Source organism: Fictibacillus terranigra (assembly GCF_030412265.1).
GTDB lineage: Bacteria > Bacillota > Bacilli > Bacillales > Fictibacillaceae > Fictibacillus_C > Fictibacillus_C terrinigri.
In genome coordinates this window covers 770,589-793,907 of record NZ_JAUHLN010000001.1, presented here as the reverse complement: position 1 = coordinate 793,907, position 23,319 = coordinate 770,589, and the positions used below count along the sequence as shown (strand labels likewise).

General features: G+C 46.8%; 24 protein-coding genes and 1 riboswitch. Of the genes, 2 read left to right on the top strand and 22 right to left on the bottom strand.

Translation table 11 applies throughout. The annotated features are described in order from the left end of the window. Window positions 1-89: 89 nt before the first annotated feature. From rnr to secG, 4 genes are all read right to left on the bottom strand, one after another. Complete coding sequence (rnr, locus tag QYF49_RS03870) at window positions 90-2,390, bottom strand: ribonuclease R (RefSeq protein WP_290398300.1); 2,301 nt, start codon at window positions 2,388-2,390, stop codon at window positions 90-92. Window positions 2,391-2,445: 55 nt separating this feature from the next. Then, complete coding sequence (locus QYF49_RS03865) at window positions 2,446-3,198, bottom strand: alpha/beta hydrolase (protein ID WP_290398299.1); 753 nt, start codon at window positions 3,196-3,198, stop codon at window positions 2,446-2,448. Window positions 3,199-3,216: 18 nt separating this feature from the next. Beyond that, the gene (locus tag QYF49_RS03860) at window positions 3,217-3,909 is read right to left on the bottom strand and encodes an alpha/beta hydrolase (RefSeq protein ID WP_290399040.1); all 693 of its coding nucleotides are present in this window, start codon (window positions 3,907-3,909) and stop codon (window positions 3,217-3,219) included. 138 nt (window positions 3,910-4,047) lie between these two features. After that, the gene (gene secG, locus QYF49_RS03855) at window positions 4,048-4,278 is read right to left on the bottom strand and encodes a preprotein translocase subunit SecG (protein WP_290398298.1); all 231 of its coding nucleotides are present in this window, start codon (window positions 4,276-4,278) and stop codon (window positions 4,048-4,050) included. Window positions 4,279-4,426: 148 nt separating this feature from the next. Between secG and QYF49_RS03850 the strand changes: the two genes are divergently transcribed. Together QYF49_RS03850 and QYF49_RS03845 are read left to right on the top strand one after the other, a co-directional pair. Next, window positions 4,427-5,074 carry an ABC transporter ATP-binding protein gene (locus tag QYF49_RS03850; protein ID WP_290398297.1) on the top strand — a complete coding sequence of 216 codons (648 nt, stop codon included), beginning with the start codon at window positions 4,427-4,429 and terminating at the stop codon, window positions 5,072-5,074. Then, window positions 5,064-5,843, top strand: coding sequence for an ABC transporter permease (locus QYF49_RS03845; protein WP_290398296.1), 780 nt, complete (start codon window positions 5,064-5,066; stop codon window positions 5,841-5,843). Before QYF49_RS03850 ends, QYF49_RS03845 begins: the two co-directional genes overlap by 11 nt. Window positions 5,844-5,852: 9 nt before the next feature. On the opposite strand, the gene QYF49_RS03840 is transcribed toward QYF49_RS03845, so the two are convergent. The 18 genes from QYF49_RS03840 to gap all read right to left on the bottom strand — a co-directional run bounded on the left by QYF49_RS03840 (window position 5,853) and on the right by gap (window position 23,317). After that, complete coding sequence (locus QYF49_RS03840) at window positions 5,853-6,566, bottom strand: ATPase (RefSeq protein WP_290398295.1); 714 nt, start codon at window positions 6,564-6,566, stop codon at window positions 5,853-5,855. Further along, window positions 6,550-7,053, bottom strand: a complete 504-nt coding sequence (locus QYF49_RS03835) for an ECF transporter S component (protein ID WP_290398294.1) — start codon at window positions 7,051-7,053, stop codon at window positions 6,550-6,552. Before QYF49_RS03835 ends, QYF49_RS03840 begins: the two co-directional genes overlap by 17 nt. Continuing rightward, window positions 7,040-7,627: a cob(I)yrinic acid a,c-diamide adenosyltransferase gene (locus QYF49_RS03830; RefSeq protein ID WP_290398293.1), complete on the bottom strand. Its 588-nt coding sequence runs from the start codon at window positions 7,625-7,627 to the stop codon at window positions 7,040-7,042. The genes QYF49_RS03835 and QYF49_RS03830 overlap by 14 nt, the downstream gene beginning before the upstream one ends. A gap of 130 nt (window positions 7,628-7,757) precedes the next feature. Continuing rightward, complete coding sequence (locus QYF49_RS03825; RefSeq protein ID WP_290398292.1) at window positions 7,758-8,186, bottom strand: bifunctional adenosylcobinamide kinase/adenosylcobinamide-phosphate guanylyltransferase; 429 nt, start codon at window positions 8,184-8,186, stop codon at window positions 7,758-7,760. Then, window positions 8,111-8,770, bottom strand: a complete 660-nt coding sequence (locus tag QYF49_RS03820; protein WP_290398291.1) for a histidine phosphatase family protein — start codon at window positions 8,768-8,770, stop codon at window positions 8,111-8,113. Before QYF49_RS03820 ends, QYF49_RS03825 begins: the two co-directional genes overlap by 76 nt. After that, window positions 8,722-9,534, bottom strand: coding sequence for an adenosylcobinamide-GDP ribazoletransferase (locus QYF49_RS03815; protein ID WP_290398290.1), 813 nt, complete (start codon window positions 9,532-9,534; stop codon window positions 8,722-8,724). The genes QYF49_RS03820 and QYF49_RS03815 overlap by 49 nt, the downstream gene beginning before the upstream one ends. Next, window positions 9,503-10,105 carry a bifunctional adenosylcobinamide kinase/adenosylcobinamide-phosphate guanylyltransferase gene (locus QYF49_RS03810; protein ID WP_290398289.1) on the bottom strand — a complete coding sequence of 201 codons (603 nt, stop codon included), beginning with the start codon at window positions 10,103-10,105 and terminating at the stop codon, window positions 9,503-9,505. The genes QYF49_RS03815 and QYF49_RS03810 overlap by 32 nt, the downstream gene beginning before the upstream one ends. Beyond that, entirely contained in the window at window positions 10,102-11,181 is a 1,080-nt protein-coding gene (gene cobD, locus QYF49_RS03805; RefSeq protein WP_290398288.1) for a threonine-phosphate decarboxylase CobD, read from the bottom strand. The genes QYF49_RS03810 and cobD overlap by 4 nt, the downstream gene beginning before the upstream one ends. Continuing rightward, window positions 11,156-12,115, bottom strand: coding sequence for an adenosylcobinamide-phosphate synthase CbiB (gene cbiB, locus QYF49_RS03800; RefSeq protein ID WP_290399039.1), 960 nt, complete (start codon window positions 12,113-12,115; stop codon window positions 11,156-11,158). The genes cobD and cbiB overlap by 26 nt, the downstream gene beginning before the upstream one ends. Then, the gene (locus tag QYF49_RS03795) at window positions 12,115-13,581 is read right to left on the bottom strand and encodes an adenosylcobinamide amidohydrolase (protein WP_290398287.1); all 1,467 of its coding nucleotides are present in this window, start codon (window positions 13,579-13,581) and stop codon (window positions 12,115-12,117) included. The genes cbiB and QYF49_RS03795 overlap by 1 nt, the downstream gene beginning before the upstream one ends. Continuing rightward, window positions 13,578-14,642: a FecCD family ABC transporter permease gene (locus QYF49_RS03790; RefSeq protein ID WP_290398286.1), complete on the bottom strand. Its 1,065-nt coding sequence runs from the start codon at window positions 14,640-14,642 to the stop codon at window positions 13,578-13,580. Before QYF49_RS03790 ends, QYF49_RS03795 begins: the two co-directional genes overlap by 4 nt. Beyond that, entirely contained in the window at window positions 14,605-15,561 is a 957-nt protein-coding gene (locus QYF49_RS03785; protein ID WP_290398285.1) for an ABC transporter substrate-binding protein, read from the bottom strand. Before QYF49_RS03785 ends, QYF49_RS03790 begins: the two co-directional genes overlap by 38 nt. Before the next feature lie 126 nt (window positions 15,562-15,687). Further along, window positions 15,688-15,879, bottom strand: a riboswitch (cobalamin riboswitch). A gap of 36 nt (window positions 15,880-15,915) precedes the next feature. Continuing rightward, on the bottom strand, window positions 15,916-16,482 hold the full coding sequence (locus QYF49_RS03780) for a GNAT family N-acetyltransferase (protein WP_290398284.1): 567 nt from the start codon (window positions 16,480-16,482) through the stop codon (window positions 15,916-15,918). Between the two features lie 551 nt (window positions 16,483-17,033). After that, window positions 17,034-18,326: a phosphopyruvate hydratase gene (gene eno, locus QYF49_RS03775; RefSeq protein WP_290398283.1), complete on the bottom strand. Its 1,293-nt coding sequence runs from the start codon at window positions 18,324-18,326 to the stop codon at window positions 17,034-17,036. A gap of 60 nt (window positions 18,327-18,386) precedes the next feature. Beyond that, window positions 18,387-19,922: a 2,3-bisphosphoglycerate-independent phosphoglycerate mutase gene (gpmI, locus tag QYF49_RS03770; protein WP_290398282.1), complete on the bottom strand. Its 1,536-nt coding sequence runs from the start codon at window positions 19,920-19,922 to the stop codon at window positions 18,387-18,389. Further along, complete coding sequence (gene tpiA / locus QYF49_RS03765; protein WP_290398281.1) at window positions 19,915-20,676, bottom strand: triose-phosphate isomerase; 762 nt, start codon at window positions 20,674-20,676, stop codon at window positions 19,915-19,917. The genes gpmI and tpiA overlap by 8 nt, the downstream gene beginning before the upstream one ends. A 96-nt stretch (window positions 20,677-20,772) precedes the next feature. Further along, window positions 20,773-21,957 carry a phosphoglycerate kinase gene (locus tag QYF49_RS03760; RefSeq protein WP_290398280.1) on the bottom strand — a complete coding sequence of 395 codons (1,185 nt, stop codon included), beginning with the start codon at window positions 21,955-21,957 and terminating at the stop codon, window positions 20,773-20,775. A 352-nt stretch (window positions 21,958-22,309) separates the two neighbouring features. Further along, the gene (gene gap / locus QYF49_RS03755; protein WP_290398279.1) at window positions 22,310-23,317 is read right to left on the bottom strand and encodes a type I glyceraldehyde-3-phosphate dehydrogenase; all 1,008 of its coding nucleotides are present in this window, start codon (window positions 23,315-23,317) and stop codon (window positions 22,310-22,312) included. Window positions 23,318-23,319 lie beyond the last annotated feature (2 nt).

Sequence of the window (23,319 nt, the reverse complement as noted above, 5' to 3'; positions counted from 1 at the left end):
CAAAACAGTGCGAACCTAATTATACTAAATTGGTCAGGAAACGTCAATGTAACAGGACTTCATCACAAAAACGTTCCCCGCACGATTCTTTATCTCTTTTTGTTCTTCTTTTTCTTTTTCGTGATGTTCCCTTTATAGAACGGCTTTTTCTTGCCCTTCTTTGAGCCGCCGTTATCTCCGCGTTCGTTTTCCGGACGTCGTGTTTTTCGTTTGCGTGCACCGCCTTCGATCACTTTCGGACGGTCTTTCCCTCGTTTTCTTGGTGTGCCCTTCATGCCTACGATTTCAAAATCGATCGCACGTTCTTCCAGGTTGACATTAATCACGCGAACTGAAATCTCATCACCGATTCTGAACACATTCCCCGTGCGTTCTCCGATCATGGCCATATGCTTTTCATCATAACGGTAATAATCATCCGCCAGATAGCTCACATGCACGAGGCCTTCAATCGTATTAGGAAGTTCTACAAAAAGGCCAAAATTGGTGACGGAGCTGATCACACCATCATATTCTTCACCGATCTTATCCTGCATGAACTCTGCTTTTTTCAGATCATCGGTCTCACGTTCCGCGTCCACGGCACGGCGCTCCATGTCTGAGGCATGTTTTGCGATCTTCTCGAGCTTGGCGGTCCATTTCGCTGTAGTTGCCGGATCTGTTTTTTTATGAATAAGATACGTTCGGATCAGACGATGAACGATCAAGTCCGGATAACGGCGTATCGGTGATGTAAAGTGCGTATAGAACTCAGTTGCCAAGCCATAGTGGCCGAGACTTTCCGGGAAGTATTTTGCCTGTTTCATGGAACGCAGCATAATTTTGCTGATCACCATTTCTTCCGGCTCGCCTTTAACTTCCTCGAGGAGTTTTTGAAGAGCAAGCGGATGGACCTCCGTTACCGCATCCTTTAATACGTAGCCGAACAGAGCGATGAACTCCAAGAAACGAGAAAGCTTTTCTGCATCAGGGTCTTCATGGATCCGGTACATGAACGGCAATTCTGCTTTATGGAAATGCTGAGCAACGGTTTCGTTCGCACAAAGCATGAATTCTTCAATCAGGCGTTCTGCGACAGAACGTTCTCTGAGAACAACATCCTGTGGTTCGCTGTTTTCGTTGACCAGTACTTTGGCTTCAGCAAAGTCAAAGTCTATGGCTCCTCTCTTGAACCTGCGCTCTCGGAGAATTTCAGCCAGCTCACCCATTCCTTTGAAAAACGGAATGAGCGGCTCATAGCGTTTTAATACTTCTTCATCCTCTTCCTGCAGGATTTTGCGAACGTTTGTGTACGTCATACGTTCAACGGTTCGGATGACACTTGGGAAGATTTCATGCTTGATAACCTCACCTTTTGGCGTGATCTCCATTTCACAGGACAACGTTAAGCGATCCACCCGCGGGTTCAAGGAACAGATTCCGTTGGACAATCGATGCGGAATCATCGGGATCACACGGTCTACCAAGTACACGCTCGTTCCCCTTTCGAGTGCTTCTTCATCAATCGGAGAGCCTTCTGTCACATAGTGGCTCACATCAGCGATATGTACACCGAGCTTGTAGTTTCCGTTATCGAGTTTGATCACGTTGACGGCATCATCCAGGTCTTTCGCGTCTTCGCCATCAATCGTAACGATGGTTTCCCCGCGAAGGTCACGGCGTCCTTCAATGTCAGCCGGATCAATCGTATCCGGGACATTGTTCGCCTGTTCTAGTGCAGCTTCAGGAAATTCACGAGGCAGGCTGTGCTTGAAAATGACGGAAAGAATGTCCACACCAGGATCATTTTTATGGCCGAGAATGTGAATGACTTCTCCCTCTGCACTGTTTCTTCCCTCTGGATATTTCGTAATTTTCACTACGACCTTATGACCGTCAACCGCCCCATTGACACCCTCTGCCGGAATGAAAATATCGTTTGGAATCCGTTTATCATCTGCAATGACAAATCCAAAACTGCGGCTTTCTTGAAAGGTTCCAACCGTTTCTGTAACACCGCGTTCAAGAATCCGGATAATTGTACCCTCCGGATGTGATCCTTTTGAATTCGTATTTAATCGAACAAGTACGACATCATTGTTCATCGCACTTCCCATTTCGGATTGGGAGACATAAACGTCTTTCCCATCCCCTGTTTCCGGAATAACAAAGGCAAACCCTTTCGCATGAGCCTGTACCTTTCCACGGACAAGATTCATTTTATCCGGCAGACCGTATCGGTTCGTCCTCGTTCTGACAACCAGGCCTTCTTCTTCCATTTCATTCAGCGTGCGGACGAGAATTTTAAATTCATCCACTTCCTTGAGGCCATACGCTTCCTCCAATTCCTGAACAGTGAGCGGTTTATAGGCTTCTTCTTTCATAAACGCAAGCAATTGCTGTTTATCCACTACATTTCCTCCTTTAAGGCCATAAGCTGAAGACTCATTTCAGCAGTCATTCCGCCTATTCCACGGACCAATCGAGCTTCTCCAAGAAATGGAACACATCTTGGTGAAGCTGTTCCTTTTCTTTTCCTAGTGTGATCACATGGGTCGAATGTTCATACCATTTTAAGTCTTTCATATCGCTTTCTACTTCGTTGTAAATGATATTCGCAGATTCTGTATTGATCATCTCATCATGTCTAGCCTGTACCACAAAGGCAGGTGCGTATACCATGTCAATGGAATTTCTTACTTCCCGAAGCAAATCCTGCAGCGCCTTAAGTGTCTTCATCGGCGTGCTTTTGAACGCTTCCATCTCCCGGTCGATCTGTTCCTCTGTTTTATTCTCCCTGCTTTTGTATTCTCGGGCGTAGGCAAGAACCCCTTTATACATCGTTTCCTCACTTTTAATGTGCATAGGAGCACACATTGGAATGACTCCCTTTACAGGCTGCTCTGTCGCCAGCTTTAACGAAAAAACGCCTCCAAGCGACAATCCGCAAACGGCAATTTCCTCATAACCGTTCTCTTTCAGATGATTAAACCCTCTCATCACATCGCTCCACCAGTCAGAGGGTCCAGTATGTACGAGTTCTTCAGGCGGGACACCATGGCCTTTATATTGCGGTGCATGGCATGTATAGCCCTTTTTTTGCAAGTAGCGGCCGAGCATCCGGACATCCGCCGAACTGCCAGTGAATCCATGTAATAATAATACCGCCCGCTTCCCGGCTTCAAACATAAATGGTTTAGGTGCTGTAAATTTGATCATGATGCATTCTCTCCCTTATTACGATTGTTCCATTAAAAATTGAAAGACTTCCTCAATCAGCTGATCCTGCTCACAATCATGGCAGATCATATGCTTGGACGCTTTCAAGTAACAAAGTTTCTTTTTCTGAGCAGGAATGGTCTTATACAGGTATTCCGCGCTCTTTTTCGGCACAAGGCCATCACTCTCGCCTTGAACGATTAATGTTGGCGCCTGAACCTTTTCAAAGGCCGGCCTTAACTTGTTGACCAGCCTTCGAAATTCGAGTGTGGCACTCAGAGGTGTATCCATAAACTTTTTCCGGTACCGCTGATAGAGCTCATGGTCTTTTAAGTTCCCTTTCAGCCCCAGTTTGACCATCTCTTTTATGTCTTTTACCATTTGAGAAGGATTCATATAATAGGCACTTGCACTTAGAAGGATCAGTTTGTCGCAGCCATACTTTGAAGCGAGATATCCCCCGATCATGCCGCCCATGGAAAAGCCGAGTATATATACGGTGTCGCTTTTTTTTCTCAGCTGCAGAAAAGCACGCTCTGCTTCATCGATCCAAAGCTGATGGTCTATGCCTCTCAGCTGCAGCTGCTCACCGTGCCCCGGATAGGTGGGAACAGACAGCAGCCAGTCGGTATGTTCCCGCAGATAATCCGTAACTGGCTCGACTTCGTAGGGACTGCCGGTAAATCCATGCAAACATAGACAGCCAATCATATTATCACCTTTTTTCCAGTAAGTTACCCTTTTATGCACGTAAAAAATCATACCATACCGCTGCTGGAAAAAGCTCGACTCAGGGTGGCTGAAAAAATAAAAACAGCAAGTGAAAATTCACCTGCTGTTAAGGTATCATTAAATAAAATAAGCTACGGCAATCGCCAAAAGGAAGAACAAAGTAGCTAAAATTACAGTCATCTTGCTCAGCACGGCTTCCATTCCGCGGGCTTTTTGTTTTCCGAATAATTGTTCCGCTCCCCCGGTAATCGCTCCTGATAATCCTGCCGAACGGCCAGATTGAAGAACGACAACTACGATCAGGGCGATTGAAACGATTACCAATAAAATTGTTGCAGCTGTTTCCATTTGTCACACCTCCACGGACAACATTACACTTATCTTTAATGTACCATACGAGTTGTTCTGTAGGCAATGTGTTCCAGCTATTTTATCCATGGCAGCGCAAAGAGTTTTAGGGAATAGTCTAAAATACGATCAGAAGGAGGCCAGGCTCATGTTTGAGCTAACAAAAATTGTCTATAAAGATATCCTTCGGTTTGATGAATTAACCATTGAAAAGGGTAAGGTGAGTATCCTTACCGGTGAAAGCGGCAGCGGAAAAACGACCCTTTTAAAATTGTTAAACCACATGATCACGCCGGATGAAGGAACCGTCCTTTACAACGGAGAGGATGTAAAGGCTCTGAATCCAGTGCTTCACCGCAGAAATGTAGTCATGCTACAGCAGATGCCTGCCATTTTTCCGGGAACGGTAAAAGATAATCTAATAGCAGGGCTCGCTTTTTCTGAAAAAACCGTACCCGCAGATGCTGAACTGGAGGAAGCCTTACATACGGTATATCTAAAAAAGCCTTTGGAAACAAAAGCCGGTGGTCTTTCTGGAGGAGAAAAGCAGCGGCTTGCACTCGCACGCGTGCTTTTAATGGATGCAGAAGCCTATCTCCTGGATGAGCCTTCTTCAGCCCTGGATGACGAAACAGCCGATGAGGTGATTTCTTCCTTTCTGAACAAAGCGAAAAAAAAGCATAAAACGGTTGTCATGGTCACACACTCCAAACGGATCGCTGCGCATTATGCGGATGTCAATATCCTGCTCAAAGAGATCAATCAAAAGAAAAGAGGCCAAAGCCATGAAGGATAAAATCATTGATATCACATTATGGCAGCTTCTTTCTGCCTACCTGTTCATTGTCATCTTAACCGTTATTGTAAGGTGGAGAGGAATAGCGAGGGAAAAAGAAATCGTCATCGGAACGCTGCGGATGACGATTCAGCTGGTGCTGGCAGGTTATGTATTAACTTATTTATTTAAACACCCGCACCCCGTATTAACGGTTCTGATACTTGCTCTTATGGAAGCCTTTGCCGTTTATAACGTGTTTAAAAGGATCAAACACGAGCTGTCCGCTGAGTTAAGAAAAGTTGTGGCCGTTTCCATGATCGCCGGAACTCTCATCAGCCTTCTGCTTTTCAACTATGTAGTCATTCAGTTTACTCCGTGGTACGAACCGCGTTATGTCATTCCGATCGCAGGAATGATCATAGGCAACGCCATGACAGGCGTCTCGCTCGGTGTGAATCATCTCGTGGAGGGAATGGAGAAACAAAAAGATCTCATAGAGGCGGCTCTCATGCTTGGCGCTTCTCCAAAAGCCGCTTCAAAAGAGCTCGTGGACCGGGCATTTGATTCTGCTATTCTGCCGACGATCAACTCGATGGTCGGCATGGGAATCGTGTTCCTGCCTGGAATGATGACCGGGCAGATTTTGTCCGGAATCTCTCCGGTCACCGCGATCGAATACCAGATTGCCATCATGCTTGGAATCGCAGGCTCTGTTGCTTTCAGTGTCATCATCTTCGCCCAGTACGGATACCGCACGTTTTTTAATGAACGGGCACAATTGAAATAAATTCCGTTCTCAAGCTTTCATCAGCTCGTGAAAAAACCGGCCGCAAAGTTTATAAAGGTGGGAGCGGTGTTCGGGATCATAGCTGATCAGTGCACATGTTGAAGGGCCAGCCGACTTTTCCATCGGCAGGCCGCATGTGTATACCGCGGAACTTTTCGTTAGAATTTCCATTTCATGCGAGATCCCTTTCGAGCCGACCGGAAGCACTTCATAAATGCCTTTTGTAGTTAAAAGCCTTCGAAAAAGTGAAAGCGGAAGAACGTCCTCATGGCGAGAAATCACTTCTTCACCGACCAGCGGGGCGCCGATCACCGCATATTTCGCATGCGGCGGAGTACAGTTCAACCGAAGAGTCCCTTGAGTTGCTTTTCCGATCATCGTAAACGAAGAAGCAGATTGCATCATTTTCATGTTGCTTTCCGTGCTCCCTGTAATCTGCACACCTTTCAGATCCAGCTGTCCAAACGTCCTTTCCGTCCCCTTTACCAGTTCCGCCCATGCTTCTTCCCCGTTGAAAGAATGAATGAGGAAGGTATGCGGCTCTCCTCCAGCCGCCATCACTTCCATGGCACAGACTCGGGCACCAAAGGCTGCTACGACAGGGTATGGAACGTGCACCGTATCCATAGGAAGGCTGCCGATGCCCCCCGAATTATCAGCTGCCATTACAAGCCATTCATCTGAACCCAACTCAGCTAACGTCACATCACGATTTGTTTTCATGATGGATCCTTACGTTTGGCCGATTAAAGACCGGGCTCAGCCTTGGAATGAGCAGTTGGGCTGTGATTCCGTTGAACACTGCTCCCACAGCCAGCCCTGGTATAAAAGCGAGGACCGCTGATTTTCCCAGTATCGGCCAAAAACAAAGCGGTGCCCCTATTCCGTTTCCTAAAATAAAGATCAGAATGGCAGTGATTTTAAATTTTCTCTGATAGAGCAGTCCAAAACAAAAGCTTAGAAGGCCCATCTGAACAGCGATCAGAAAATGCAGAGGGCCGAGTGGAAAGCCGGAAAGTCCGGCAGACATGAGATGCCCTATACAGGCAACAGAGGTTCCTGCCAGAGGAGACATTAGTGCTGCGGCGGCCAATGCCGGCATGGAATCAAATGCCACACTCCCGACGAGAGCTGGAATCTTAATAAAAGACCCTGCCACCGACAAGGAGAGAAAAGCGATAAATAAGGTGAATTTTTTATTCCGCATCATTGGGTTTACGTTTTCCTCCACGGAAAACAATGGCACTCCGCTCGTATTCAACATCATTTACTCCCGCACGGAAATTGATGACACGGGCAACCGCGAAAAAGTAATCAGAGAGTCTGTTCACATATTTCAATACCACCGGATTGATCTCATGATCCTGTTTGAGTTCAACGATTTCACGCTCTCCCCGCCTTGCCACCGTACGGCAGACATGAATGGCAGCTGACGCCTCCGACCCTCCCGGAAGTATAAAACGCTCCAGCTCTGGCGCCTCTTTTATGTACTCGTCAATTCGCTCTTCCAAGAAGAGAATCATGTCCTCTTTCGCTTTATAAGGATAGTCCTTTTTAACGGAAGACAGGTCCCCTCCGCAGTCAAACAGTTCATGCTGAATCTTTGCCAGTTCATTGCGGATATCATCGAATTTTGCGTCCTGCAGCTTTGTAACCGCAACGCCGACAAAGCTGTTCAGTTCATCAAGGGTGCCGTAGGCATTCACCCTGATATGATTCTTATCCAGCCTTCCTCCAATGACACTTGTTTTCCCTTCGTCTCCTGTTCTAGTGTATAGCTTCATCCTTCATCATCTCCTTTTTATTGGCGGCCTGGCGTTAGCACATAGTGGACCTGCACTAAGGGCAAACAACGCTTACTGCGGCTTGGGAGAGCCCTTCCCACAGGAATTTCCCCTTATGTATCCAGCCAGCTTATTTTAAAGCCTGGGGCAGCCCGTACCAAATGACATCGGCTCTTTCAGCTGCCATAACGACATCCTGATAAAACCATCCAGTCACATCGCGCCATAGCCTGTTCTCTTTCTCGAGCGGCACAATTCCTTTTCCGATGTCTGTGCCGATGAGAACGAGCCGGCGGTCTGGCTCAGAAGCTTCCCAATCCAGCCAGAGCTTAAGCTTCCCTCTAAGAGCTGCTCTTCCGCCGATTACATTCTCCTCTACAACCTTCTTCACGAGCTGCTCCAATCCTTCAAGTACAACGAGTGAAGTTGTAAAATCACGCGTTTCCCAGCTGGCGTCTTCGTAGCCGTTGAACCAGCCCTCTGCTACTCTCGAGGCAGAATAGTGCTCCTGCACCCATTTGGCTTTGCCGTGAAAGGAGCCTCCTGTAACAAAATGCATCTATCTTTCAACCTCCCTTCTGCCCCGTTCCAGTAAAGGGTGTAGCCTTTGCCGTGTGAGACCAGCCATGACCACATTTCTTTTCGTTCCGGAGCAAACTCCGACAATAAATAACGGATCGGGCCGCCGTGGGTGACAACGATGACATGCCCGCTGTCTTTCGCAGCCGGCCAAATCTCACGGTGCCAGGCACCATGAAGGCGATCTGCAAAGTCTTGATAGCTCTCTCCTCCCGGAGGACTTACGCCAAACGGATCGTCAATCCAATCCCGGTATCGTTGAATGCCGCAAAGATCGTCATATGTTTTTCTTTCCCATTCTCCAAAATGCATCTCCCGGAGTGCCGGGCTGACCTTCACCTTACTCTCCGGGAAAAGAATTTCTGCGGTTTCCATGCATCGTTTTCTGTCACTTGCAAGGATCGCTCCCTCAGGAAACGTTTCGTCTCTATGCAAAATGTACAGCTCTTTCCGCCCCTCTTCACATAATGGGGGATCACAATGCCCGATATATTTCTTTTGCTTATTTTCCTCCGTCAGCCCGTGGCGAAGGAGAGTAACAGCCAGCCTCCGAACCATAGCCATGTTTCCATCCCTTCCGATAGTGCACCTAATGTATCCCCTGTAATTCCTCCAAACTGGCGGACAAAGAATGTTTTACTTATTAAAAATACGGCAGAGCCTAAACAGAACAAGCTGATGAACAAAAGGAGCGCACCCGCGGCCCATGCTCCAATGCCTGCCAGCAGGAGATAGGCGGCATATACAGGAAAGGCACGGGTTGATATGTTCTGCTTTATGGCAAAAGCCATACCTTCCTCCCTGGCAAGAGGAGCTGAGATCAGCAGGGCACCCATGCCGATACGGGCGATGAAAGGAATGAGCAGAAACAGCAGCCAAACGAGCTTCGGAGCCATTTTCATCGTTTCAAAAATAAAAAGAAATCGCCAGCTCAATAGAAATAGAACAGACAGTACACCGAACGCTCCAGTCCGGGGATCCTTCATGATCTGCAGCCTTTTTTCTTTATCGCCGTACGAAAAATAGGCATCACTGCAATCCATCCACCCGTCAAGATGCAGGCCGCCTGTCATAATAATCGAGAAACAGAAAAGATAAAAACTTGTCATCAGCACTGGGATGACGCTTTGCTGCAACAGGAAATGAGCTTGTACACCAGCCAACCCTCCAAGAAGCAAGCCGACTGCAGGATACGAAAGCACACTCCACTTGCTTGTCTCTTTTGTCCATGGAAAAGCGGTGCGGATCGGCAGTGCGGTTAAGAACTGAAGAGCCAGTCCCAAACCGTATAGCGCCTTAAACCGGACAGGATGTGCATTGTTTTTCATCCGCAACATATCCCTTCCTTAAAATTGGCATGCCCATTTCCACCTGGTACACCCAATGAGCTTCAGAGACAATCTGCTGATGAAGCTTTCCCAGCATCTGCATAAAATAGAAGGTCCCTTCATCCGTACAAGGGAGGCCCTGAAACACTTCGTTTGACACGACGATGAATGCGGTGCTGTTTTTTTTAAGCCTTCTTAATCCATCCATGATCTTAAGGAATACACCGGATCGAAATAATTCATCTTCCCACTGGTTTCTGTTTTCTTTCCAGCCGTCAAACAGCTCGTTGCTGACAAGATTGGTCAAACAATCAAGGAGGATGACGTCATTTTTCCCATATACATCACTTAGTTCATGAATGTTTCGCGGCTGTTCCCACGTCTTCCAGCGATACCCGCTGTTCATACGATCCGCCTGATGCCTCTTTATCCGTTCGTCCATTTCTCCATCCAGATGTTCGTTCGTTGCAATATAATGAAGGCGTTTCTCATTCTTTCCATGATAAATGGCAGACATTTCGGCAAAAGAGCTTTTTCCGCTTCTGACTCCTCCGGTAATAAAGATCATCATCTCGAGTTCCACCCTTCAAGTGCAGCCAGCAAACGGTCGTTCTCCTGAGGCGTTCGGACGGCAATGCGGATATACCGGCCGTCGAGCCCTCTAAAATTAAAGGTATGCCTGACGATAATTCCTCGGCTCAGCAGATATTTAATAAGGGCCAACGGATCCTTTCCTTCTCCTCTCTCCCTTAACAAGTAAAAGTTAACAGCGGAAGGAGAGGTTTCGAATCCCATCTTGAGGAGGATCGGCAACATCCGCTTGCGCTCGTCTGTCGTTTTCATAGCTGCCTCTGCTGCAAAATCCTCTTGTTCCAGACAGAACAGACCGAGCTTTTGTGCGGGACCGTTCACACTCCAGGGAGGCTGATGCTTTTTCAATCGATCGATCTGCCCTTTGGATGACACGGCATACCCTAAACGGAGCCCGGGCAGATGAAACATCTTGGTCATCGACCGAAGCACAATCAGATTGGAATACTTTTCCATCAAGCGAACAGTGGATACTGGCTGTTCCAAAAAGTGGACAAAGGCTTCATCCACGACGAGTGTAACATGATGATGATCGCACAAAGCAGCGATCGATTCCAAAGTGTCCAGATCCCATGCGACTCCTGTTGGATTATTCGGGTTGCAAAGAAAACAAAGCTGCTTCCCGATCAGTTTTTCACTCAGCTCATCGAGATTTGCCTGCCAGCCTTCACCTTCTGAAGTAACATAGATGTCCACCGTGCAATCGTTCGCTGCACACGCTTCTTCATACTCTGAAAAAGCTGGCGCTGTAATGAGGACGTCCGTACCCCGGTAAGCTTGGGCAATAAGAAAAATCAGTTCAGCCGCTCCGTTTCCTGCCAGTACCTGGTCAGCCCCCACCCCTTCTATTTCAGCCGCCCTTTGAACGAAAGGACCGGCGGACGGATGGGGATAGTCCAGAATTTCTTCATAAAGGCTGGTCCACTTTTCCTTCATTTTTGGCAGTGCAGGATATGGATTTACATTTACACTAAAATCTATGCTGTTCTCAACCAGGCTGGTTTTCAAGGATTTTGCCAGCAGCTGCGGATTAGCTCCATGATTGGGCAGCAACAATATACATCCCTCCCGCTGCAATTAATACGATAGTAAACCACAGGACAGTACGCTGCATGATCGCTATTGTCCTTTCAATATGTATAGCCTTCAAGCTGTAGATTGGACGGCCGATGTACGGGCGATAAGAGACCTGGCCTTTATAATAATTCGTGCCGCCGAGCCGTATACCAAGAACTCCTGCCACCGCGGCTTCACTCCATCCGCTGTTCGGGCTGGGATGGTTCTTCGCCTGTTCCTTCAGCCACGAGAGGGTCAACCGTTTTTTCCCCAGCCATCCTGCTGCCATAAGAAGCGCAGTAAGCCGGGCTGGTACGTAATTTAATACATCATCAAACCGGGCAGATGCCCAGCCGAAGTCTTTATATCTCTCATTCTTGTAGCCCACCATGGAATCACACGTATTGACCGCCCTGTACACCAAGGCGAGCGGTGCCCCCCCAATAAAGGCAAAGAATAGAGGAGCGGTGATTCCATCACTCGTATTTTCAGCGACCGTCTCGACAGCCCCTCTCACAATCTCAGCCGGAGGCAGATGTTCTGTATCTCTTCCGACAATCCAGCTTAGTTTTTTGCGAGCCTCTTGCACATCTCCCCGCTTAAGAGGCACAAGCACTGACAGTCCTGCTTCTTTAAGCCCTCTGGCCGCAATGGTCGTGGAAATGAACATCGATTCTATGAAAACCCCTAAAACATGGTTTATGGAATAAGCAATCCTTACGATGATAAAAGTCAGTACGAGGGTAATAGATAGAATAATAAAAAGCATGATGGAACCTTTCAGCTTTTTCCATTTTCCCCGGTTCAGCACCCGGTCCATCACAGAAATCAATTTGCCGAAACCTCTTACCGGGTGCGGCAGCCAGCGAGGATCACCGATGAGCTGGTCGATGATCAAAGCGATTAACATTGATAGCAGATGAAGGGCCATCATCATGATCGTGGCATTCTCTTTCTATAGTTTTCGATTGCTTTACCAACGGTCTGATAGACGGCATGGCCAATCGCTTTTCCCATCGGAGTAATCGTACCGGCGTAGCTCATCCTTTTCCCTTGCTGTGTCGACGCGATGCAAAGGCTGTCCGTTGAAGTACCTGTAGCCATCGTTCCTGAAATCGGATCTTTAATCTCATAATCTCTGAGCGCACTGGCCTTTGCTTCTGTGGCTGTCATCATCGCCTGGACAAATGCCTCATCGGTAAGCTGTCCCTCCAGGAAAAGCCAGATATTAATTGTGCCAACTGCCACAGATCCAGCCTTCCTCTGCCACGATTGAGCAGCATCTACCGCATTGGATGTCCCTGATGTTGCTGCGGCAAGAAGCTTGATTCCTTCTTTTTCTATGGAAACCACTCCTGCATCCTCCAGCCGTGCCGCTGTCATCATTCCAACCGTTTCATTCGGATTGACAGGAAGGGAGCGCAGGTACGCTTCATATTCAGAATGAGCATCATCACAATTGTAGTTCCTGTCCACGTGACGGTTAACAAATGTATTCGCCCAACCGAATCCTCCGCCGATCAGGGCCGAAGACATTGTTTTTAAAAAATACGGGCTTCGGAACACCATTGATTCATTTGAGGCCTGAAGCTTAATATCTTCTATTTTCTTTTGTTCCTCTCGTTCAGCCGGCACAAGCGCGATTAAGGGCTTCGGCTTCTGAGGATGCTCCTGCCTGCTCAGCTTCGTATCATACACTCCTTCCAGCAGGTTGCTGTCCATAATGTCACCAGGCTTTCCGATCGCCTTCTCTTTTCCTCCATCGAGAAGAAGAACCTGGTCACAGTACAGACTGGCAATATTCAAATCATGCAATATGGCAACCACCGTCAGCTGGCAGCCCTGCACCCAATCTTTCAGCAAGTCCATAAGTTTCATCTGATAGGAAAGGTCAAGATGGTTCGTGGGCTCATCGAGCAGCAGGATTTCTGGTTCCTGCGCAAGCGCCTTAGCCAAAAGAACCCGCTGCCGTTCGCCGCCGCTCAAGGACTGGATGCTTTTCTCCGCAAAATGCTGGACTCCTGTAAACTCCATGGATCGCTGGACCATCTCTTCGTCCTTCGGCGATGATTGCTTCAGCAAGCCTTTGTAAAAAGGATACCGGCCGAGCGCTACCACTTCACGGACGGTAAAGTCGAACGAACTTTCCGCATGCTGAGGAAGAACAGCGATGATCCTGGCTAAATCCTTGGCGGAATAGCTGCTGACTGGTATTCCTTTAATTAAAATTTCACCGGACTGCGGAGACAGCATTCCGTTTATCATCTTCATGAGAGTGGTCTTCCCGCTCCCGTTTGGTCCGATGATGCCGGTTATTTTTCCTTTTTCAATGGAAAACGAAAGATCTTTTACCACGGGCTTGCCGTCATAGCCTCCAGTAAGCTGCTGAATTTGTATCATGTAGTCACCTTCCTTCTACGATAGCGGATAAAAATCACGGCAAAAATCGGACTTCCGATGATCGCCGTCAATACACCGATCGGCAGCTCCGTCGGCGAGATGATTGTTCGTGCGATGAGATCGACCAGAACGAGAAATACCCCGCCCAGAATCGTGGAAAGGGGCAGTAAATGGCGATGATCCACTCCCCAGATCATGCGCGCCATATGAGGGATGACAAGGCCGACAAACCCGATGGTGCCTGACACCGCTACAGCCGAGCCTGTCAAAAGTGAAGCCCCGAACAGCACAAGTGACGTATGTTTTTTCACGTCCACACCAATTGACCTTGCATCCTGCCGGCCAAAAGAAAGTGCATTTAATTCACGTGCACTTGCCAGGAGAATGATAAGCCCTGCAGCCAAAAACGGAGTGATCAGCTGAACGTACGGCCAGCCTCTCATGGATACGCTGCCGAGCAGCCAGCCGATGATCTGCCTTAATTCATCCCCGGTCAGTGCGATTAAAAGAGAGGTTAAAGCACCTATAAATGAACTGCTTAAAATGCCTGCCAGAATAATCGTCTCAACCGCAAGGCTGCGCTGCACAAGGCGAGCGAAATAAATTACTCCGACAAGGGTAAGAAAACCGGTAATTATGCTCACTACCGGAAGAGTGAAATTTCCGAGTACCGGAAGCTGAATACCGAAGAACAGGACAGCCACTGCACCCAACGCTGAACCCGACGATACTCCAAGCGTATAAGGATCGGCCAGCGGATTTTTCAGCAGCCCCTGAAATGCTGTTCCTGCCAGTGCCAGTGAGCAGCCGACAAGCATAGCGAGAATGACTCGGGGAAAGCGGATTTCCATGACGATATTTACGATGGATGAATCGATCGAAGCAGGTACGGGATAATGGAAAAGCTTTGCTCCCAATATCTGCACCACATGAAAAAGGGGGATAGGTATTGAACCTACCGATATCCCCAGAGCAATAGCTAAGCCTAAAAGCAGGAGCACAGCTGTGTATGAAACGATGATTTTACTTTTTGTATACTTCCGGATAGATGGCTTTTGCAAGCTCCTCCACTCCTTCAATCAAACGCGGTCCTGGACGTGTTACCTTATCGGAGTGCACATCATAAATTTCTTTGTTTTTTACCGCAGGAACGTCCTTCCAGGCTTTACGGGCCATAATCTGTTCCATCGGCTTCTTCGAATAGTAGCCGTACGTCGTTACAATGGCATCCGGTTGATATTTGACAGGTTGCTCTTCAGAAACCTTCGCCCATCCTTTTAAATCGCCTGCCGCATTTTTTGCATGAATGGCGTTCAGCATCTCATCAATAAATGTTCCTTTACCCGCTGTATAAATCTCAGGTGCCGGTGCAACCTCAACCCAGACCTTTTTCTCTTGCTTTACTTGTTTTGCTTTTTCCTTGATCGCTGACAGATCATCCTTCATGGATTTTACGATCTTATCCCCTTGTTTTTGAGTGCCTGTTGCTTTAGCGATCATGTCAATGGCATGGTACGTATCCTCAAAGTTCTGTGCATCATTGATCACGATGACCTTGATGCCGGCATTCTTAAGCTGATCGATTCCCTGCTTGGAAGTATGCGCGCCGGAGGCATGGGCGAGCACGAGATCAGGCTTTAGGCCAACAATCTTCTCGACGTTAAATTCCATACCGCCGATCTTGGTTTTTTTCGTCGCCGCTTCAGGGTAGTTGTCAAAGTCCGATACGCCGACAATCTCCTTATCCAGTCCAAGCGCGAATGCGATCTCTGTATTGCTTGGTATGAGCGAGACGATCTTCTTTGGTTTTTTATCAATTTTCACATTCTCATCCGCCGCATCTTTAATCGTTACGGGGAATTCACTCTTTGCCTGACTGCCGTTCTCTTTTTTGTCTGTTGACTGATTGCCGGCCGAACAGCCTGCGATGATGGCGATCACGAGCATCAGCATCATCGCAATTTGTGTAAACTTCTTCAATTCCTTCACGCTCCTATGTATCGTTTAGCTGCAGTTGTGCAAACAAAAAAGCCCTCCCTTCGGAGAGCGAATCAACAGTTAATCATAAAAGAAATGATTACAATTACTTCACCTTTTCCTCGAAGGTTCGCACAGGCAATTAAGGCAGGTCTCCTGACTTCCGATCAACAATCTTCTTCTCCTTCCCATCCTTTGATTTGAACAGTGGAAATGTAAGAAGATCTCCCGATTACAGTGGCGGGACCGTGCTGGACTTGAACCAGCTTCCCTTTTAACGTTTTATTGATCATAAAACGGACCTTAACCGCATATTCAGCTATATCCATTATACCTCTTAAGTTCAAAATGAAAAGTTTAATTTAGATTCAGTGATCTCTTAGCTTCAAGGCTCCCTGCAATCCAGTCGCTCCTAAGCAGGCCGAGAACATAAATATCATAATACTCGTTTTCATCAAAATAGGCTTGCCTTCTGACACCCTCTTTTTTAAAGCCGAGAGCGGTCAAGAGTTTCAGGCTTTTTTTGTTATATTCATAAACCTCTGCATCGATTCGATAGGTCTCACGGTCAAACAGGTGGTCCAGGATTCCTGACAGGGCTTCCTGCATATACCCTTTTCCGGATTCGGCACCGAGCCCGAACCGCAGCCAGCCAAACTGACGGGTGCCGCCCATCCAATTGAACCGGACATATCCCACAGGAAGCGAGCTCCTCTTTTCGATGATCATCAAGTATGATTCGTTCGGAGAGCTTGAACTTTTTTCGATATCCTGCCTTTGATTGCCTTCGTTAATAATGGTCGCCGTTCCTGTAGACATTTTCCGGAATAAAGGGCCGCTTTTCCATTGTGCGATGACAGAGGCATCACTAACCGAAATGTCTCTGATCTTCAATCTTTCGAATTCCAGCTCCATTTTCGTCATGCTCCAGGCCTCCCATTTGTCCCTAGTATGAATGATCTATTTTATCATAATATGCAGCTTCTCAAATTTAAAGATGATATCGCCTGTCTTTATAGGTTCCGGTTTGGGGAAGGTTTAGGGATTTGAAGATTTTTTCCGATATTGAACGAGATAAGAGGGATAGAAAGAATTTGAGTTCGCGATTGGTGATTGTTGAGCCAATGAGAAGTTTAAAGCCTTCCAAAGAATACACGTGGGCATGTTCGGAGGAATGGTTACAGAATGGACAAAGCCATTTAACAGCATATGTTTTTTACATACCAAAGTCGAAGCACGAAGGGCAATGAACGCCTTTTAATCCTCTTTTTATTGGAGTTATCTTCTCTGGAAAACACCTTTTTTCCTTCTCAAGAACGACTTAAATTTTGCGCGGTATACTCTAAGGATGAAATACGCGCCAGTCTCCATGAAATACGCGCGAATCTGATGAAAATATTTATGCGGCAATCCCCCAGATCCAACAAAAAAACCGCTTGCGACTGATCAGGCCTCAAGCGGTTTACTAAAATAACTTATTTTTGAAGGTTGTAGAATGCGCTCAATCCAGGGTAGCGGCTGATGCTTGCCAATTCGTCTTCGATACGAAGCAATTGGTTGTATTTCGCTACACGGTCGGTACGGGAAGGAGCACCGGTTTTGATTTGTCCAGCGTTTGTCGCTACAGCGATGTCAGCGATTGTGCTGTCTTCGCTTTCACCAGAACGGTGAGAGATAACTGCAGTGTAACCTGCACGTTTCGCCATTTCGATCGCATCAAAGGTTTCAGTCAATGTACCGATTTGGTTCACTTTGATAAGGATAGAGTTGCCTACGCCCTGCTCGATACCTTGAGCAAGTTTAGTTGTGTTTGTTACGAACAGGTCGTCTCCTACAAGCTGAATTTTCTTGCCAAGACGGTCAGTCAACAGCTTGTGGCCTTCCCAGTCGTTTTCATCCAAGCCATCTTCAATAGAGATGATTGGGTATTTAGAAACAAGATCTTCGTAGAAAGCAACCATTTCTTCAGATGTTTTAACAACACCCTCACCAGAAAGATGGTATTTGCCGTCTTCTTTGTTGAATAGCTCAGAAGAGGCAACGTCCATTGCAAGACGTACTTCTTCACCAGGCTTGTAGCCAGCTTTTTCGATAGCTTCCATGATGGTTTGAAGCGCTTCTTCATTTGAAGAAAGGTTTGGTGCGAATCCGCCTTCGTCACCTACAGCTGTGTTTAGTCCTTTTTCTTTTAATACAGATTTAAGACTGTGGAAGATTTCAGCTCCCATACGAAGTGCTTCAGAGAAAGTTGGTGCGCCGACTGGCATTACCATAAATTCTTGAATGTCGACATTATTGTCAGCATGCTCTCCTCCGTTCAGGATGTTCATCATTGGAACTGGAAGAGTTTTTGAGTTGAAACCTCCAAGGTACATGTACAGAGGAAGACCAAGAAGATCCGCAGCAGCACGAGCCACAGCCATGGATACACCAAGGATTGCGTTTGCTCCGAATTTCCCTTTATTTTCTGTTCCATCAAGATCGATCAACGTTTTGTCGATTCCGACTTGATCCAATACATCGTATCCGATCAATTCAGGTGCGATAAGCGTGTTCACGTTCTCAACTGCTGTTTGTACACCTTTCCCTAGGTAGCGGCCTTTGTCGCCGTCACGAAGTTCTACTGCTTCGTATTCACCTGTGGATGCACCGCTTGGCACGATCGCACGGCCGAATGCGCCGGACTCAGTGTAAACTTCTACTTCTACTGTTGGATTCCCGCGGGAGTCCAGTACTTCACGAGCATATACTTCAATAATTGCTGACATAAAATTTTCTCTCCTTATCAAACAAGATTTTATCGGTAGGAACAATCCTTATTTCAAAAATTAGCCTTTGATCAGCGTTTCGCCTGTCATCTCCTTCGGCTGTTTGCCGCCGAGAAGGGTCAGGAACGTCGGTGCGAGGTCAGCAAGCTTGCCGCCGTCGCGAAGTTCGATATCTTTCTTCGTAACGATGATCGGCACCGAGTTCGTCGTGTGGGCGGTCATTGGTTTGCCTTCTAGCGTTACCACTTCGTCTGCGTTTCCGTGGTCAGCTGTAATCATAGCATAACCGTCTTTCGCAAGGATCGCGTCCACTACTTTTCCAAGACACTCATCCACGGCCTCGATCGCCTTGATCGTCGGTTCGAGTTTACCTGAATGGCCGACCATATCCGGATTGGCAAAGTTCAGGATGATCGCGTCATGATTATCGGCCTCGATTTCTTTAAGAAGAGCGTCAGTTACTTCATAGACACTCATCTCCGGCTTCAGATCATACGTAGCCACCTTTGGTGAATCAATCAAAATCCGTTTTTCACCTTCAAATTCCGCTTCGCGCCCGCCGCTGAAGAAGAAGGTAACGTGAGGATACTTTTCAGTTTCTGCAATACGCAGCTGTTTATAATTTTGCTGTGAAAGAACTTCCCCCAGCGTGTTGTCAAGGTTTGTCGGTTTGAACGCGACATCTCCCTGCACCGTCTCACTGAAGTTGGTCAGGCACACAAAGTGAATGTCTTTCGGGAATCGATCTCCACGATCAAAGCCTCGGAAATCTTCATTTGTGAAGACCTGTGAAATCTGAATGGCGCGGTCCGGCCGGAAGTTACAAAAGATAATTGCATCTCCGTCTTGGATGGCAGCAACCGGTGAACCATCTTCCTTCTTCAAAACAGAAGGAAGAACAAATTCATCATAGATTTCATTCTTGTAGGAGTCTTCCACCACTTCGATCGGGTCGGTGTAATCCGGGCCTTCGCCATAAACCATGGCTCGGTAGGATTTTTCTACACGATCCCAGCGTTTGTCACGGTCCATAGAGTAATAGCGTCCGGACAACGTCGCAATCTGTCCTATTCCCAGCTCGTCCATTTTTTTCAACGTCTGCTCGATATAGCCTTTTGCCGATTGCGGAGGAACATCCCTGCCGTCCAAGAAGCCGTGCAGGTAAACCTTTTCTACGCCTTGCTTTTTAGCCGTTTCAAGCAATGCAAAAATATGGTCGATGTGGCTGTGGATCCCGCCGTCAGAAAGAAGTCCGAAGATGTGAAGGTTTGTTCCCTTCTTCTTCACTTCATTCATCGCTTCGATAAAGGTCGGATTTTCATAGAAATCCCCTTCCTTGATCGCAAGATTCACACGGGTAAGGCTTTGGTAAACAATACGGCCAGCACCAATATTCAAATGTCCGACTTCAGAATTCCCCATCTGCCCAGGAGGAAGCCCTACAGCTTCTCCGCATGCTGTCAAATGGCTATGAGGATAGGTCTCCCAATATCGGTCAAAGTTTGGCTTTTTCGCATGTGCAACGGCATTACCTTTTTCTTCTCCGCGGCATGCAAAACCATCAAGAATAATCAGTGCGACAGGTTTTTTAGGCATTGTTTACACCTTCCAAAAGCTGAAGGAACGATTGTGGCTCAAGGCTTGCTCCTCCAACGAGAGCACCGTCGATATCAGACATGCCCATTAGTTCTTTGATGTTGCCTGGCTTAACGCTTCCGCCGTATTGAATGCGGACTTGGTCAGCCGCTTCTTGTGAGAACTGATCAGCGATGACGCTGCGGATGTAGCCGCAAACCTCGTTGGCATCTTCAGAGGAAGCCGTTTTGCCCGTACCGATCGCCCAAACCGGTTCGTAAGCAACGACCGTACGTTTAACTTGTTCTTCGGAAAGACCTTGAAGTCCTTTTTCCGTTTGGGTTTTTACAACGTCTTTTGTTTGGTCTGCTTCACGCTGTTCAAGGGTTTCACCTACACAAACGATCGGGGTTAACCCGTGGTTGAAAGCAGCATGGGTCTTTTGGTTAACGAGCTCATCGGTTTCACCAAAGTACTCGCGGCGCTCGGAATGTCCAAGAACGACATAGCCCACACCAAGGTCTTTCAGCATAACAGGGCTGATTTCGCCTGTGAACGCTCCATTGTCTTCAAAGTGCATGTTTTGAGCACCAATGCCAAGGTCTGTTCCCTTGGAGGCATTTACAAGTGCGTCCAAGAATAAAGCTGGCGCGCAGACAACAGAATCTACTGCATCAGAAGAAGGGATGGATCCTTTTACTTCTTCAACAAAAGATTTTGCTTCAGAAAGTGTTTTGTTCATTTTCCAGTTTCCTGCAATAATCGGTTTTCGCATGTTTTTCACCTTCCTAAGAATGTGCAGTTGCTCCGAAACTCAAGGGATCTCGCGGATCAATAGCACAGTTCTTCGTCGATTTCTTTTCAAACGGGATTACTTGTCATTTAATGCTGTGACACCAGGAAGTTCTTTTCCTTCCATGAATTCAAGAGAAGCACCGCCGCCTGTTGAGATGTGGCTCATTTGATCTGCGAGGCCAAATTTCTCAACTGCAGCTGCTGAATCTCCGCCTCCGATTACACTATAAGTATCTTTAGCTTCTGCCAATGCTTCTGCAACAGAGCGGGTTCCTTTGGAGAAGGCTTCAATTTCAAAGACTCCCATTGGCCCGTTCCATATTACAAGCTTCGAATTCTTAATGGTATTTTGGTACTTTTCAATCGTTTTCGTTCCGATATCAAGACCCTCCCAATCAGAAGGGATGGAATCAATGCTTACCACTTTCGTGTTGGCATCGTTTGAAAAATCGTCAGCTACAAGAATGTCTTCAGGGATAAGGAAGTTAACGCCTTTTTCCTTCGCTTTCTCCATGAATCCTTTTGCTGTTTCAATTTTGTCTTCTTCTAAAAGAGATTTACCTACATCATGGCCCAACGCTTTGATGAACGTATAGCCAAGGCCTCCGCCGATGATCAGGTTATCTACTTTATCGAGCAGGTTATTGATCACATCAATTTTATCTTTAACTTTCGCACCGCCGATGATGGCAGTAAACGGACGGTCAGGATCAGACAGAGCTTTTCCAAGCACATCTAGTTCTTTTTCCATTAAGAAACCTGCAACAGCCGGAAGATGTTTTGCTACGCCTTCCGTGGATGCGTGCGCACGGTGGGCTGCACCGAAAGCATCGTTCACATACACATCAGCAAATTCTGCAAATTTCTTTGCTAATTCAGGATCATTTTTTTCTTCTCCAGGATAAAAGCGGACGTTCTCAAGAAGGATAACGCCTCCGTTATCGATGCTCGCCAATGCCTTCTTGACTTCTTCGCCGTATGCTTCATCGGTTTTTAACACTTCTTTGCCAAGAAGATCGCTCAAGCGCTGTGCCACTTGGGTCAAGCGAAGCTCTTCAACGACTTGGCCTTTCGGACGTCCAAGATGGCTGGCCAATAACACTTTGGCCCCTTGCTCTGTTAAGTATTGGATCGTTGGGAGTGCCGCACGGATTCTAGTATCGTCGGTAATTTTCCCATTTTCCATCGGTACATTAAAGTCAACGCGGCAGAATACCACTTTTCCATTAACGTCGATGTCACGAACTGTTTTCTTGTTCATAAGTATAACCTCCTGACAGTCTTAAATAGAGAAGAAGAGAATCCCTTTTACACACCCTAGTTTAACCTAAAATGCGCAGGTGAAAACGAGAAGTTCCTAGGTGTAACTTTCTAAGAGTTATAGCAGTATGCTTTTGGTTCGGGTTAACTTCGTTGGAATTTTTAACTGCTGGCAACTTCATCGCTGGAATTTTTGAACTGCATGCCATTGCTACGGGTAAAAATTCCTTGGTGAACTTCTTTTTGGAATTTATCAACTGCGCGTTTTTTTTCCTTGGGTAAAATTCCTTACAAGGGAAAGAGGGTAAGGGCATCTTTCAACCCTTCCCCTCTACTTTTATTTCTCTCTATTATTAAAGTCCTTTTTTAGCAATAAAGTCAATAAGGTCCACAACACGGCTGGAGTATCCAGTTTCGTTGTCGTACCAAGAGATGACTTTAACCATGTTGCCTTCCATAACCATTGTAGAAAGGCCGTCAACTGTAGAAGAGTTTGTGTTGCCGTTATAGTCAGTAGATACAAGCGGCTCGTCGCTGTATCCAAGAATGCCTTTTAATGGGCCTTCAGCTGCTTCTTTCAATGCTGAGTTGATTTCTTCAGCAGAAACTTCTTTGTCAAGTTCAGCAACAAGGTCAACTAAGGATACGTTTGGAGTTGGAACACGCATTGCCATACCGTTTAGTTTTCCTTTAAGTTCAGGAAGCACTAGAGAAACAGCTTTTGCAGCACCAGTCGTTGTAGGAATGATGTTTTCTGCAGCTGCACGTGCACGACGGTAGTCTTTGTGCGGAAGATCAAGGATCTGCTGATCATTTGTGTAAGAGTGAACAGTTGTCATCATACCGCGTTTGATTCCAAATTTTTCGTTTAGTACTTTCGCGAAAGGAGCTAGACAGTTTGTCGTACAAGAAGCGTTAGAAATGACATGGTGGCTTCCAGCATCGTATTTGTCTTCGTTCACACCCATTACTACAGTGATATCTTCGTCATTTGCAGGAGCAGAGATGATTACTTTTTTAGCGCCGGCTTCCAAGTGTTTAGCAGCGTCTGCACGTTTTGTGAAACGTCCAGTAGATTCAACAACTACTTCCACGCCAAGGTCTCCCCATCCCAATTGAGCTGGGTCGCGCTCAGCCAAAACTTTGATTTCTTTGCCGTTTACGATTAGCGAGTTTTCACCAACTTCAACAGTCGCATCAAGCTTTCCGTGTACAGTGTCATGCTTCAATAGGAATGCAAGCATGTTTGCATCTGTTAAATCATTAACAGCTACCACTTCTACGTTAGGGTTGTTAAGCGCTGCACGAAATACGTTACGGCCGATACGACCAAATCCATTAATACCAACTTTAGTTGCCATTT

Bases quoted from the DNA above. Each gene is read 5' to 3' on its own strand.
- cbiB (WP_290399039.1), bottom strand. From the start codon at position 12,115: ATGATGGCCCTTCATCTGCTATCAATGTTAATCGCTTTGATCATCGAC.
- gpmI (WP_290398282.1), bottom strand. From the start codon at position 19,922: ATGCCTAAAAAACCTGTCGCACTGATTATTCTTGATGGTTTTGCATGC.
- QYF49_RS03830 (WP_290398293.1), bottom strand. From the start codon at position 7,627: ATGAAGCTATACACTAGAACAGGAGACGAAGGGAAAACAAGTGTCATT.
- QYF49_RS03835 (WP_290398294.1), bottom strand. From the start codon at position 7,053: ATGATGCGGAATAAAAAATTCACCTTATTTATCGCTTTTCTCTCCTTG.
- secG (WP_290398298.1), bottom strand. From the start codon at position 4,278: ATGGAAACAGCTGCAACAATTTTATTGGTAATCGTTTCAATCGCCCTG.
- eno (WP_290398283.1), bottom strand. From the start codon at position 18,326: ATGTCAGCAATTATTGAAGTATATGCTCGTGAAGTACTGGACTCCCGC.
- QYF49_RS03795 (WP_290398287.1), bottom strand. From the start codon at position 13,581: ATGATACAAATTCAGCAGCTTACTGGAGGCTATGACGGCAAGCCCGTG.
- QYF49_RS03760 (WP_290398280.1), bottom strand. From the start codon at position 21,957: ATGAACAAGAAAACAGTTCGTGACATCGACGTTAATGGAAAAGTGGTA.
- gap (WP_290398279.1), bottom strand. From the start codon at position 23,317: ATGGCAACTAAAGTTGGTATTAATGGATTTGGTCGTATCGGCCGTAAC.
- QYF49_RS03820 (WP_290398291.1), bottom strand. From the start codon at position 8,770: ATGGCTATGGTTCGGAGGCTGGCTGTTACTCTCCTTCGCCACGGGCTG.
- QYF49_RS03815 (WP_290398290.1), bottom strand. From the start codon at position 9,534: ATGAAAAACAATGCACATCCTGTCCGGTTTAAGGCGCTATACGGTTTG.
- QYF49_RS03845 (WP_290398296.1), top strand. From the start codon at position 5,064: ATGAAGGATAAAATCATTGATATCACATTATGGCAGCTTCTTTCTGCC.
- QYF49_RS03850 (WP_290398297.1), top strand. From the start codon at position 4,427: ATGTTTGAGCTAACAAAAATTGTCTATAAAGATATCCTTCGGTTTGAT.
- tpiA (WP_290398281.1), bottom strand. From the start codon at position 20,676: ATGCGAAAACCGATTATTGCAGGAAACTGGAAAATGAACAAAACACTT.
- QYF49_RS03825 (WP_290398292.1), bottom strand. From the start codon at position 8,186: ATGCATTTTGTTACAGGAGGCTCCTTTCACGGCAAAGCCAAATGGGTG.
- QYF49_RS03810 (WP_290398289.1), bottom strand. From the start codon at position 10,105: ATGATGATCTTTATTACCGGAGGAGTCAGAAGCGGAAAAAGCTCTTTT.
- QYF49_RS03865 (WP_290398299.1), bottom strand. From the start codon at position 3,198: ATGATCAAATTTACAGCACCTAAACCATTTATGTTTGAAGCCGGGAAG.
- QYF49_RS03780 (WP_290398284.1), bottom strand. From the start codon at position 16,482: ATGACGAAAATGGAGCTGGAATTCGAAAGATTGAAGATCAGAGACATT.
- QYF49_RS03860 (WP_290399040.1), bottom strand. From the start codon at position 3,909: ATGATTGGCTGTCTATGTTTGCATGGATTTACCGGCAGTCCCTACGAA.
- QYF49_RS03840 (WP_290398295.1), bottom strand. From the start codon at position 6,566: ATGAAAACAAATCGTGATGTGACGTTAGCTGAGTTGGGTTCAGATGAA.